This window comes from Limnoraphis robusta CS-951 (genome assembly GCF_000972705.2).
In genome coordinates, this window is the sequence record NZ_LATL02000274.1 from 1 (window position 1) to 11943 (window position 11943).

Below are 11943 nucleotides of genomic sequence, written 5' to 3' on the forward strand. Positions count from 1 at the left end.
ACTGGGGAGACTCACCCCTCTGGAGTAGGTTAGGAAACTAGCTTGCTGTAAGGGTTGTCAATGAATCAGTAATCCAAAGCCGTGAGGCTTGGAGAATCCCCTTTCTTTAGAAATGGGGAGTATGTCAAACCCGCGAAGCCTTTCCAGAAGACTGGGCAAGGACTCACAATAACTTGGCAAATGCCTACCTTAACCGCATTCGCGGAGAAAAAGCCGAAAATTTGGAAACGGCGATCGCATTCTACCAAAAAGCCTTGAAAGTTCGCACCCGCGAAGCCTTTCCTCAAGACCATACCGACACTTTATTCAATTTGGGACTTGCCTACCAAGATGCCGAGAAATGGCAAGATGCTTATGATACCTTCTGTGATGCTATCTATACTACCGAATCTTTGCGAGAGGAGATTTTGTCGGGAGATGAAAGTAAACAGAAACTTGCTGAAGAATGGACCAAGCTTTACGTCAACATCGTAAAAACCTGCCTGCAACTGAACAAACCCATCGAAGCCCTAGAATATGCCGAACGCAGTAAAACTCGCAACCTAGTTGAACAAATCCTCCTCCGCGACTCCGACAATATTTTCCCACCCGATGTTGCTGACAAACTTGCCCAACTCCGCGACGATATTGCCAGCGCCCAATACCAAATTCAACAGGGTCAAGTTGAAAATTATCAAGAATTAGCCCAACGTCTGCAAAATTTGCGACAGCAGCGTAACCAATTGCAGGATCAATATCTTCCCGTTGGTTATGGTTTCCAGTTCGATACATTCCAGCAAATTCTCGATAGCGAAACTGTGGTTATTGAGTGGTATATTCTCCGTGAGACCTTCCTCGCTTTCATTATCCTTCCGCCTTCATCGGATAGTCGAGGAGTTGAAGGTATCGTTCCCCCCTCTACTTCTAGGAGAGGGGCTGGGGGAGAGGTCATTGTCTGGCAGTCTACTATTGATGATTTTGAACAGTTAATTAATTGGGCAAATACCTACCTCCAAAATTACTACACTCAACGAGACTCTTGGCGTAACACACTCACCGACGAACTACAAAAACTTGCTGATATTCTCCATCTCGATGAACTCCTCGCCCATCTTCCCGCTTCCTGTCAGCGACTCATTCTGATTCCTCACCGCTTCCTACATCTGTTTCCATTACACGCTTTACCTGTTAAACCAGAGACAGCCAACCTATTTCTTCAACCCGATCCAAAAGGGCGCAAGCCTTGCACCCCTACGGAGGAATATGCCGAAACAGAACCCCGTTACCTACTTGATATTTTCCCCAACGGTGTTAGTTATGCCCCCAGTTGCCAACTATTACAACAGGTTCAAACCCGTCAGCGTTCAGATTTTGACAAGCTGTTTGCGGTTCAAACACCGACTCCTGATTTATATGAAAAATACGAAAAGGATTTAGGTGCAGTTGGGGCGATTAAAAAACAGTTTTCCCATAGTAATATTCTCAGAAAAGGAAAAGCCACCAAAGCGGCACTATTACCCACAAATACAAATACACAAACCCTGACTCCACTAGAAGATCTAAAATCGGCTCATTGTCTATTTTTCTTCTGTCATGGTTACTTTAACCCAAATTCTCCCCTAGATTCAGGGTTGGTGCTTGCTGACACTAACCTCACTCTAGCAGAAATTATCGCCTATTTTCGCCTGGAAAACTGTCGTCTGGTGACTCTTTCAGCCTGTGAAACGGGAATTCCTGATGTCAACAATATCAGCGATGAATATATTAGTTTACCCTACGGTTTCCTGTTAGCGGGAAGTACAAATGTTGTCAGTAGCCTCTGGACAGTTGATGCCACTGCTACCGCTTTATTGATGATAAAATTTTATGAAGAACTCCAGCAGCAAGACAATATTGCTCTTGCCCTGAGAACGGCTCAATTTTGGCTACGAAATACTACCATTGAAGGTTTTCAAACTTGGGTGAGTCAATCAAAGCTTAGTCTGAATTGGCAAGTTATGTTAGAAGAATACTTGAAAAATCGCAAACAAGAAATGGGTGCAACTGCAAAACTGTTTAATTCCCCTGATTATTGGTCTGCATTTTGTATTGTTGGAAAAGGAGAATAATTCATGTCTATATACCTCGCTAGCACTCAAGCATTCATCAATCTGTATGAAACGGGAATTATTTCTCAGGAATCTTTCAATCAAGTCTATCAGCAAATTCAAGATTTAGAAGACGACGAGGATATTGCTGAAACTATTGAAGTTTGGTTAGAATCTCCAAATAACAGTCAACTTTTGAAAGCTTATAAAAATCAACTCAGAGAACTCACGGCTTCAACTTATTTAGAATCAGGGAAAACATTAGGCATTGGTAATACAAAATCACCAACGCCAGTAGGAGAACCTAACCCAACTAGCCGAGAATTATTAGACAATATTATGATTAAAAATAAACCCTCGGCTGATGATAATTCTCAATCGAGTTCATCGAGTACATGATCGGTTCAATCTACAGTGTGAAAATCGATCTAAAATTCACTCAGGAATTAAAGAGTATTGAAGAATGATAAATCTATTGAGTTGAGCAATTTTCTTGTGAAAAATTTTACCATAAGTCTCTTTGCGTTTCACCTCTGTCAAAGCTTTAATAATGCTTTAGATGAAGTTGATGATGAAGCTTCAATATTATGGGAAAATCTGGCTAAATTAGGAGACGAAGTGTTTCCTTTTCATGAACTAAAAAATTTGCGATCTCATCTAAAATGCTATACTGAAAATACCTATAAGCCCGCAAAAAAAGAGCGAGAAGAATACAAGCTAACATATCGTGATGATATTGACTTGGGGAGTATTCCTACAGCAGAAGGTTTTCAAATTCATGGTAATCTCCAAGCGTTTCGCCTCCATGATACCTATGCGGCTGATTTAACTTTATCTCTCGATCCAACTCAAGAAATTAATATTCCTCAGCTTCAAGTCTTCAAGCCAAAATCTCTACTCCCTACTATCATTCAAGCGAATTTAGGACAAACTCTTTGGCTATATGCTGAAGTCGATCTCACTGAAAGTGAATGTGAGGAACTTGCAAAAAAATGTGCAAATGCTTTATTAGCAGAAACAGCCCTTAACCCAAAGTTAGAAAGTAAAGGAAATTTATTTGGTAGTTTATTATTTGAGTTTAAGCTGATAGCTTTTAGCGACTCTGATCGCTTAAATCAGCAATATCATCTTTTGGTATTATTGAATAATCAACTGAGTTCAAGTATTGATAGATTAGGTGAAGGCTATGACTGGTTATTAACCCTACTTTGCTGTTATCATAAAATTCACTTTATCTCTTTGGAGGCTGACACAAGTTATCAACAAGCCAGACAACTCTACAGCCAATTAAAAGGTATTTTGGATGAATTTCCTGACTGCATGAAAAATAACGACAGAAAAATTAGTCTAGAAAAATTAAAGCAAACCTTGATACAACTACCCGAAAATATGGTAAAATATAGTCAGTGCTTGAGCGATATCAAAACTTATTGTACATCCCTAGATACTAATATAAAAAATTACAAAAGCTGCTTAGAAAAGCTCAAAGAGTTAGGAGAAATTCCTCAATATTGGCAAGAGTTTATTCAACAAAGTGGCGATCGCGATCTGCGCCAAATCCAAACTCATCTCAACTATCTTTCCCCGACACAAGCAACTTTACCAAAAATTGCCGCACACGCCCCTACCTTCAGGTATGGGGATATAAGGCTCTTTCTAATGCTATAATAACTCTACTGGCAGGGTATTCAACCAGTTGAAAAACCCAGCATCTAATCGATGCAATGAACCTTGAAAACTTAAGGTACGGGGTTCTTGCTCTGAATGCTTTGGCCATATAAAACCTTAAAGCACCAAGTACAGAGAATCAAGCATTTTTTTCTCAAGTACGGTAGGGCATACCGAAACTATCTCTGAAATGAGATGAACGACTGGGGAGACTCACCCCTCTGGAGTTGATTGGGAAACCAGTATGCTGTAAGGGTTGTCAATGAATCAGTAATCCAAAGCCGTGAGGCTTGGAGAATCCCCTTTCTTTAGAAATGGGGAGTATGTCAAAACAGTCAATTGATACGATTCGGGGTATAGTAGAAATTGAACAAGCGGAGATCGATCGCTTTAGCGAAGGTGCCGCCCAAAACCGCCAACAACGCCTAGAACTCCTCGTTACCGTCGTTAGTACCGGATTAGCTGTTAGCGGGATTTCTTCCCAAGTTGCCAACGAACCCGCGATTACCATTCTCAGCCAATGGTTTCCCGGCTACTTTTCCCCCAATCCCCAACCCACATCACCTGACTATCTGTTTTCTAGTTTTTCTCCCGTCGCCTTTCACCTATTTTTAGGGATTCTGGTTGCGATTCCCTTTGGTGCCATCGTTTGGAGTTTGCAAACGAATCTGATCGGAAAAATGGTTCGGGTTCTGAAAAAATCCTAGAGCGTTATCGATGCAATAAAATGTTACTTTCAAACCAAAGGGGACAAACGCCGTTGCTGAGTGCAATTTATCTATCTTCGCCTCACTTTTCCCTGGCGACCGTCTGAAATTTGATCGGATGCGATCGCACCTGATGATACTCTATATAGAAGCATTCAAATCATTAATATAAAGTAAAGTGAAGTTGAAATGAGTGAATCGACCCCAATTCCCTATCTGTTGCGGGCTGCGCGTGGAGAACAGTTAGACCGCCCTCCCGTATGGATGATGCGACAGGCGGGACGCTATATGAAAGCCTATCGAGATTTGCGCGACCAATACCCTTCTTTCCGCGATCGCTCTGAAAAAACTGACATCGCTGTTGAAATCTCTCTACAACCCTATCGCGCTTTTGCTCCCGATGGTGTGATTTTGTTCTCGGATATTCTCACTCCTTTACCGGGAATGGGGATTAATTTCGATATCATTGAAAGCAAGGGGCCGATTATTGATCCGCCCATCCGCAGTTTATCTCAAATTGAACAACTTTATCCCCTTCAACCTGAAGAATCTCTGCCGTTTATTCGAGAGATTTTACAAACTTTGCGCCAAGAAGTCGGAAATAACGCCGCAGTTTTGGGGTTTGTTGGCGCTCCCTGGACGTTAGCCGCTTACGCGATTGAAGGAAAAAGTTCTAAGGATTACACTGTTATTAAAGGTATGGCATTTTCTGAACCGGAAATGCTGCATCAACTCCTCGGAAAACTCGCAGATTCAATTGCAGTTTATGTTCGCTATCAGATTGATTCTGGCGCTCAAATTGTCCAAATGTTTGACTCTTGGGCAGGTCAATTAGCCCCTCAAGATTACGAAACTTTTGCTTTACCCTATCAAAAACGAGTCGTTGATTTGGTGAAGCAAACGCATCCCGATACACCAATGATTTTGTATATTAATGGTAGTTCGGGAATATTAGAACGGATGTCAAAATCCGGCGTTGATATGATTAGTGTAGACTGGACTGTAGATATGGCAGAAGCGAGAAGTCGTATCGGTCATCATCTGGGAGTTCAAGGAAATATTGATCCTTGTGTTTTATTTGGTTCAAAACAGCTAATTCGCGATCGCATTTTAGAAACCATTCAAAAAGCAGGAAATCGCGGTCATATCCTTAATCTCGGACATGGCGTTTTGCAAAAAACACCGGAAGAAAATGTTGCCTATTTCTTTGAAACTGCAAAACAAGCAGACCAATTGTTAGCAGTTCCTGTTTAAATTTAAAAGACTGAAGAATGACGGGTAGCATTTTCGAGTTGAGTCTAAAATCTATCCGTTTATTCTTTCATTTCTTCTATGACTAAACGAATTTTAATCACTGGGGCGAGTGGCTGTATTGGTCACTATATTGCTGAAATTCTGATTCAACAAACGGATTATGAATTGTATTTTTTGGTTCGTAACCCGGATAAATTGGGGTTTGATTTTAAAGCCCGTTCAGGTATTTTTATTATTCAAGCTGATCTGCGAGATATTCAACAATATAGCGAACTTTTACCCATGATTAATATAGCCATTTTAGCGGCGACTTCTTGGGGAGGAATTGAGGAAGTTTTTGAGGTAAATGTTAATAGTAGCTTGCGGTTAATTCAATCTCTCAACCCAGAAGTTTGTGAACAAATTCTCTACTTTTCAACGGCGAGTGTTTTGGGTCGAGATAATCAAATGTTAAAAGAAGCTGGAGAAATGGGAACCGATTATGTTCGTTCAAAATATGAATGTTTGCATCAATTATTAAACCTTCAACAAACCTTACCGCCTTTAAGAGTATTATTCCCAACCTTTGTATTTGGAGGAGATACAAATAAACCCTATTCTCATCTATCTTCAGGTTTACCGGATGTGATCAAATGGCTAGATTTAATTCGCTGGTTAAAAGCAGATGGCGGTTTTCATTTTATTCACGCCGAAGATATCGCTAAAGTTGTTTTTTATTTTGTTAATCATCCTCCCATTTCATCACAAACAGAACAGATTATTTTAGGAAATCCAGCGATTACTGTTAACGAAACTGTTGAAGAAATTTGTAAGTTTTATCATAAAAAAATCTATTTTCGCTTTAATTTATCTCCTGTACTTACCAATATTATCATAAAAGTGTTTAAAATTCAGATGGCAGATTGGGATAGATTTTGTTTAAACTATCGTTATTTTACCTATCAAAACCCCGTTAATCCGTCTGTTTTTAACGTTCAACCCTCTTATCCAACACTTACAGAGGTATTAAAGTAGAGTTCAAAGAAAAATAGGAAAAATTATTCCTAACTTTTATTCAGTACCCGGATTTTTTAGCAATCATTTTCGACTGCTATACAACACGATCAAACATTAACTAGGTCTTTACTATACACTTCACGCCCTATAATACTTGCTGCTAAATCCTACAGACAGCGATGCTCCCTCATACTGACAAGATACACTGATCTTTAACTTTCTCTTATGATCGTAGTAGGTATGAAAGTGCGTTTGTTTGCGGACTAGTTCTAATTCGGATGGATTAATGCTTAATACTCCTAAGATTGCCTCAGAATCGAACGGGCGGCTCTGACTCCAAGGCGCAGTCTTTTTTAGTTCAACATCCACATAGTTAATAAAATTTCCTTCTGCTTCCAACAACATATGAGATTGTTCAGAGTCAATGATAATATTGCCTACTTCATTGGGTTTTCCGCCCACTGCTCTTGCTGCATCGGCGATAGACATCCCAATATACTGAAAAGGACGGTGGAAGGGTGCGCTCAGTACATATAGTCCAGAATTGATAGCCCTATTTATGGCATCTGCAAGTGTTAATGTCCCAAGATAATCACCATTTTTAGGAGTAGCCGATGCCAGTGAATTAACTATTGAAATTAGTTGAGTAGGTAAGGCGTTTATATCTTGCCCAAAACAGTTTTGTATAGGAACTGGGATTGAAACTGTTTGTTGTTCTTGCCAGTTTTTATTAAGTGAACTGAGAAAGTCCTGGGGGAAAGACCAATAAAATACACTGCTTTGACAATCAACAATAATTAAGAATGTTGGATTCGGCTGAAGTAGCCAATAATTGAGAGTTGTTACCTTGATTGAAACCGTGATCGAATTATCTTTTAGTTTAGCTTCTTCTTTCCCTTTACATTGAATATTGAACAACTTTCCAGTTGGGTTTTCTCCCTGCATGATTTCACAGATGAAGTCTATACCGAGGTCTCTATCTTGAGGAACAGGAATAACATTGCAAAATTCGGCAAAAACAGAACTGAGGAGGTCAGCGGCACTTGTACCGATCCTCTGAGACTTAGTACGTTTAGGTAATTTGGTCATCACGATGCCAAAGATTTTCCCACAATTTTAACTCAACTGCTACCTATGGAGAGAAGTAGGTAAGAGCAGGAATACTGACCACCAAACAGGGTCTAACTTTTGCAACATAGCCCAGATCAACAAGCCAAACTTCGCCCCGTTCAGGACTACTCATAATCTGCTTCTTGCTGATCGAGTGTTAAGAATAACTCCTCAGCATTTAAAACCAAGTCTTCATCTGTTAATGGTGGAAAATCCAAATGGACAAGCCGCCTCAAAATTTCTACCGCAACCTCAAGTTGCTCTGCATCAGGTAAGCGATCAAAATTATTAAGAATCTCTTGTGCTAAAACAGTCATAAATTTTAAAGCTGGATCTATTTAGACGTTAGCACAGGTGCTAGAAACCTAGCAGGCTGTTCTGTTTAATCAAATTATACCTTAGATTCGCGCCTTGCTTTTACTGCCCGCAGTTTTTCCCAAGCAGCTTCGGTTCCGGTTTGGGGGGTTGTGCTGTTATAGCACTACGCAAATTGGTTAGGACATTTTTAGATTCTGAAACCCTTTCATAGTCTGCTGTTCCCTGTTCCCCGTTCCCTGTTCCCGATTCAAGTAGCGCTATATGATAATCAAGCAAAGTTTTCATGGGTACACGAGTTCCAACAAAAAGAGGGGTTCCACCTAAGATGTCAGGGTCACTCTGAATAACACGCGCTGCGGTTGTCATGTCAGTTATCCGGTAGCAGGAATTACTCTGATTTTAGCCGATCTTCAAACACAACACTAACTAAGCTTATTCCTATTGATGTGTTTCCATATAAACTCGTAGTAATTGATTAATTTGTTTTTGATAGTCCTGTCCTTGAGACTTAAACCAATCTAATACATCGCTATCAATTTGAAGTGTAATTTGAGTTTTAGCTTCTTCTACAGGTGAACGTTTTTGTATCACTGCATTTGCAAACATTTCTGGCGTAATCTCTGGACAATCTGAAAAATCAATGTCTTCATCAGTCATAGCATCCAGTCGTTGCCAATCAGTTTGAGAGTTGATCGAAGTAGACTCGTTGTTCATATTTTGTCGCTTTTCTTGCAGAAATAATGCGGGTACAATTCTCACGCTCTGTATGGACAACAACAATAACGCGCCCTTGCAACAAACCCAGTGTCACAAAACGCTGTTCTTCATAATTATAGCGATTATCTTCAACCGTTACCGTATCTCCATCAAACACTGCTAGAACGTCAATAAAATCAATTCCATGCTTGCGAAGATTGGCAAGGCGTTTTGCTTCATCCCATTCAAACTCCATCACTAAACAACCGCTACACTTGCCTTCTGTTAATTATAGTGGCTTCTTTAATATTTTGCCTATCTACTGTTTCTAACTCTCCATCAAATACTTTTATTCCAATACTCTAAACCCGTTACTATTATGTCTTCTAACCACTGCTTGAAACGTTCTACCAAATTATCTTCTTCATCTGCATAAGAAAACTGAAACGGAGAATCTGTTAAAGACTGAATCTCACTAATATTCCGCTCACCTTCTTCAGAATCATCCCGGTGATAAGCACAGGCAGTACATACAAGTAGTCCCCGGTATTCATGCCCGAGAACGTGGAACGAAAGAAGAAGCAGCGTAGTTGATTTTTCTACATCAATAACTAATTGAATCCAAGTGTGATAGTTCCGAAGATTGGCAAAGTATCCCAACTGTTTAGCTGTTTCGACAACTTGGTAACGATGGTAATATGAGTGAGGATCACCAACAGGGGCAGAAATTGTAAAAACTTGTGCGTCATCTACAAAATTCTGAACAGATAGCTTAATTTCATCAGCAATATCTTGTAGACGATTAACAGCTATATCAAACAAACTTGAAGCGAAGCTTTCTGCTTTCTTGCACCTTTCCTGAATAGATGCTGACTGATTTTGTTTTATTTTTTCAGCAATAGAAGAAATGATAACTTGAGTTCGTCGCGCCTCTGATAAAACTTGTTCTGATAGCCCTAGACTTCTTAAAAAAGCTTGCTTTTGACTTTTAGCAAATAGATTAATCAGACTCGATAGATTACCTTGATCCGCTTCTTCCAAAGCGGCTATATAGACTGCTCGATCATCACGAGTAAGAACCAAAGGAAACCAACTGGCTTGGATAAATACTAAACTAGCTAAACACCGAGCAACACGACCATTCCCATCTTGAAAGGGATGAATTTGAGTAAATCGATGATGCAACCATGCAGCTTCAATCTCAGGAGGAACTTTTTGATCGTGATGTTGATGATGTAATGTAATTAGTCTATCCATCTCAGATGCAACCTGTTCAGGAGGACAATATTCGTGAACAGAACCATCTGGTCGCAGAGGATTATTAGGTTGACGTTTCCAGTCGCCTTGTATTAAAGAAACAGGAAATATCTTTCCTGTCAGTGAGTCTAAAGCTTCTGTACTATCCTGACTCTGAGTTAACAGTTGATGTAACTGCTTGATATAGAAAGTTGATAGTGTTCTTTGTCCACCTACAAAGTCAAATAGACCTTCAATTGCAGACTCTTGATCTTTAATAAGGGAAACCACCTGTTTAACTGGACGATCTGTTGCTCCATGAGGAATTAATGCCTCGTTAATTCCCTGTTCAATTAACAAACGAGTAATACCGCGATCTATTGTATATAAACGCTCAATGATTCCAGTTTCAATTGCTATTTCTCTACGCAGTTTCTCACTGAAAGCTTGGAACTCTCCAGATTGACGTAGACGATCTGCTTGCTCGTTCCACACCGTTACAAGAGGTGGCAACTCAGAACTTGCTAGATTTTTCCAGGTTGAAGGTAAATCTTCTATGGGTTGCCACAGCATAAATTTTTGTTGGCAAAGGTATTTCGGATATTGTAACATCTTGTTTTTCAAAGGTCGTCAAACTGTCAGCATTTCCTTTGCTAATTTAAGGGCTGCGATCGCTTGAGAGCGCTTAACACTGGGAAAATGATCTAAAAATTCATCGAGTGAATCACCTGCTTGGAGATAATCAAGCAAAGTTTTCATGGGTACACGAGTTCCAACAAAAACAGGAGTTCCACCTAAGATATCAGGGTCACTCTGAATAACACGCGCTGCGGTTGCCATGTCAGTTATCGGGTAGTAGGAATTACTCTGATTTTAGCCGATCTTCAAACACAACACTAACTAAGCTTGTTGTTATTGATGTGTTTCCATTCTGCTTTAGACAGTATTCTGCACGAGCCATTCCATGACTTCTTGTGCGTTTTTGTCGGGTGGGAAAACGGGATAAAAGACTTTAACAATTTGTCCATTATCTGCAATTAGGGTGAGTCGCTTAATTAATCGCTTGCCCTCTACTTCATTTGCTTCATCCTATTCAAACTCCATCACCACCAAACAACCGTTACACTTGCCTTATTGTAACTACAGTTGGTCGTTTTCAACTCAAGGGAGGTTTAATATCTGATAATCGTCGTTCAACAAATTCCGCTCATTGCTTCCATCGAGTCAACCCATCCGTTTCCGAAGAATCAACCCAGAAAACTAACAATCAACTCATCCGTTACCAGATACACCCTTAACTTAACCCAAGTTTAACACAAATTTAAAGTAGAGTTGCTATGCTTATTCTGCTTGACTTTGTAAAATTTTAGTATTTCCATGTGGGTTTTCAATCATTTATCAAAGATTACTATCCTCACCCTGAGTAGCTTCTGGCTTTGGAGTTCTATTGCTGTTGCGGAAGTTAATGAACGTCATCTCACCATTGATGCTAACACTCCTTCCTACAATGTGTTAGTTCAAAAAGCAGAAACATTAGCCAAACAATCTATCGAACAAGCCTTTAAAGAAAACTCAACCCTTGAAGCAATTACAATTATGATTCTCGGTGAACGAGGTGGTCAAACTGTTCCTATTTTAAGAACTCGAGTCACTCGAAGTCAATGGCAAGCAAACAGCGATGTTTCCGAGTGGACCAGATATTTTCCCCCATCACAGTCTCTACTCGGTTATAGAAATAATACTCCCACTCAGTCCACCTCACGTTCTGTTTCCCCAGGGAGAACCCCACCTCAGCCAACCGCTCAACCGCCTCGTTCTCAACCGTCAGCTTCTCCTGTTCCCCCGCCTCCCCCTCAACCCACTCAGACAACCGCTCAACCGACTCAGAGCAA

General features: G+C 40.2%; 14 protein-coding genes. 7 read left to right on the forward strand and 7 right to left on the reverse strand.

The genetic code is table 11. From position 1 onward, the window contains the following. Window positions 1-173: 173 nt before the first annotated feature. The 6 genes from WN50_RS23215 to WN50_RS23240 all read left to right on the forward strand — a co-directional run bounded on the left by WN50_RS23215 (window position 174) and on the right by WN50_RS23240 (window position 6709). Window positions 174-2087, forward strand: coding sequence for a CHAT domain-containing protein (locus tag WN50_RS23215; RefSeq protein ID WP_053221585.1), 1914 nt, complete (start codon window positions 174-176; stop codon window positions 2085-2087). A gap of 3 nt (window positions 2088-2090) precedes the next feature. Next, window positions 2091-2465: a hypothetical protein gene (locus tag WN50_RS23220; protein ID WP_046277035.1), complete on the forward strand. Its 375-nt coding sequence runs from the start codon at window positions 2091-2093 to the stop codon at window positions 2463-2465. Between the two features lie 96 nt (window positions 2466-2561). After that, window positions 2562-3734 (forward strand): hypothetical protein, encoded by a 1173-nt coding sequence (locus WN50_RS23225; RefSeq protein ID WP_152964910.1) that lies wholly within the window; start codon window positions 2562-2564, stop codon window positions 3732-3734. A gap of 323 nt (window positions 3735-4057) precedes the next feature. Further along, window positions 4058-4441, forward strand: a complete 384-nt coding sequence (locus tag WN50_RS23230; protein WP_046281626.1) for a hypothetical protein — start codon at window positions 4058-4060, stop codon at window positions 4439-4441. 189 nt (window positions 4442-4630) lie between these two features. Continuing rightward, window positions 4631-5695 carry a uroporphyrinogen decarboxylase gene (gene hemE, locus WN50_RS23235; RefSeq protein ID WP_046281627.1) on the forward strand — a complete coding sequence of 355 codons (1065 nt, stop codon included), beginning with the start codon at window positions 4631-4633 and terminating at the stop codon, window positions 5693-5695. A 78-nt stretch (window positions 5696-5773) separates the two neighbouring features. Continuing rightward, complete coding sequence (locus WN50_RS23240) at window positions 5774-6709, forward strand: NAD-dependent epimerase/dehydratase family protein (protein WP_046281628.1); 936 nt, start codon at window positions 5774-5776, stop codon at window positions 6707-6709. A 120-nt stretch (window positions 6710-6829) separates the two neighbouring features. On the opposite strand, the gene WN50_RS23245 is transcribed toward WN50_RS23240, so the two are convergent. From WN50_RS23245 to WN50_RS23275, 7 genes are all read right to left on the reverse strand, one after another. After that, a complete protein-coding gene (locus WN50_RS23245) occupies window positions 6830-7780 on the reverse strand; it encodes a DUF4365 domain-containing protein (RefSeq protein WP_046281629.1) in 951 nt (316 codons plus the stop codon). Window positions 7781-7926: 146 nt separating this feature from the next. After that, a complete protein-coding gene (locus tag WN50_RS23250; RefSeq protein ID WP_046281630.1) occupies window positions 7927-8118 on the reverse strand; it encodes a hypothetical protein in 192 nt (63 codons plus the stop codon). 100 nt (window positions 8119-8218) lie between these two features. Continuing rightward, complete coding sequence (locus tag WN50_RS36995) at window positions 8219-8485, reverse strand: DUF433 domain-containing protein (protein ID WP_046281631.1); 267 nt, start codon at window positions 8483-8485, stop codon at window positions 8219-8221. A gap of 72 nt (window positions 8486-8557) precedes the next feature. Next, entirely contained in the window at window positions 8558-8833 is a 276-nt protein-coding gene (locus WN50_RS23260; RefSeq protein WP_046281632.1) for a BrnA antitoxin family protein, read from the reverse strand. Beyond that, the gene (locus tag WN50_RS23265) at window positions 8796-9071 is read right to left on the reverse strand and encodes a BrnT family toxin (protein WP_046281633.1); all 276 of its coding nucleotides are present in this window, start codon (window positions 9069-9071) and stop codon (window positions 8796-8798) included. Before WN50_RS23265 ends, WN50_RS23260 begins: the two co-directional genes overlap by 38 nt. Window positions 9072-9154: 83 nt before the next feature. After that, entirely contained in the window at window positions 9155-10663 is a 1509-nt protein-coding gene (locus WN50_RS23270; RefSeq protein ID WP_235441102.1) for a Fic family protein, read from the reverse strand. An 18-nt stretch (window positions 10664-10681) separates the two neighbouring features. Continuing rightward, window positions 10682-10891: a DUF433 domain-containing protein gene (locus tag WN50_RS23275; RefSeq protein ID WP_046281634.1), complete on the reverse strand. Its 210-nt coding sequence runs from the start codon at window positions 10889-10891 to the stop codon at window positions 10682-10684. 537 nt (window positions 10892-11428) lie between these two features. On the opposite strand from WN50_RS23275, the gene WN50_RS23280 reads away from it, so the two are divergent. After that, on the forward strand, window positions 11429-11943 hold a 515-nt coding region (locus tag WN50_RS23280; protein WP_049560911.1), incomplete at its 3' end, for a hypothetical protein.

What these genes read in the sequence shown, in the direction of transcription:
- WN50_RS23220 (WP_046277035.1), top strand. Translation starts at nt 2,091, where the DNA reads ATGTCTATATACCTCGCTAGCACTCAAGCATTCATCAATCTGTATGAA.
- WN50_RS23230 (WP_046281626.1), top strand. Translation starts at nt 4,058, where the DNA reads ATGTCAAAACAGTCAATTGATACGATTCGGGGTATAGTAGAAATTGAA.
- hemE (WP_046281627.1), top strand. Translation starts at nt 4,631, where the DNA reads ATGAGTGAATCGACCCCAATTCCCTATCTGTTGCGGGCTGCGCGTGGA.
- WN50_RS23240 (WP_046281628.1), top strand. Translation starts at nt 5,774, where the DNA reads ATGACTAAACGAATTTTAATCACTGGGGCGAGTGGCTGTATTGGTCAC.
- WN50_RS23245 (WP_046281629.1), bottom strand. Translation starts at nt 7,780, where the DNA reads ATGACCAAATTACCTAAACGTACTAAGTCTCAGAGGATCGGTACAAGT.
- WN50_RS23250 (WP_046281630.1), bottom strand. Translation starts at nt 8,118, where the DNA reads ATGACTGTTTTAGCACAAGAGATTCTTAATAATTTTGATCGCTTACCT.
- WN50_RS36995 (WP_046281631.1), bottom strand. Translation starts at nt 8,485, where the DNA reads ATGACAACCGCAGCGCGTGTTATTCAGAGTGACCCTGACATCTTAGGT.
- WN50_RS23260 (WP_046281632.1), bottom strand. Translation starts at nt 8,833, where the DNA reads ATGAACAACGAGTCTACTTCGATCAACTCTCAAACTGATTGGCAACGA.
- WN50_RS23265 (WP_046281633.1), bottom strand. Translation starts at nt 9,071, where the DNA reads ATGGAGTTTGAATGGGATGAAGCAAAACGCCTTGCCAATCTTCGCAAG.
- WN50_RS23270 (WP_235441102.1), bottom strand. Translation starts at nt 10,663, where the DNA reads ATGTTACAATATCCGAAATACCTTTGCCAACAAAAATTTATGCTGTGG.
- WN50_RS23275 (WP_046281634.1), bottom strand. Translation starts at nt 10,891, where the DNA reads ATGGCAACCGCAGCGCGTGTTATTCAGAGTGACCCTGATATCTTAGGT.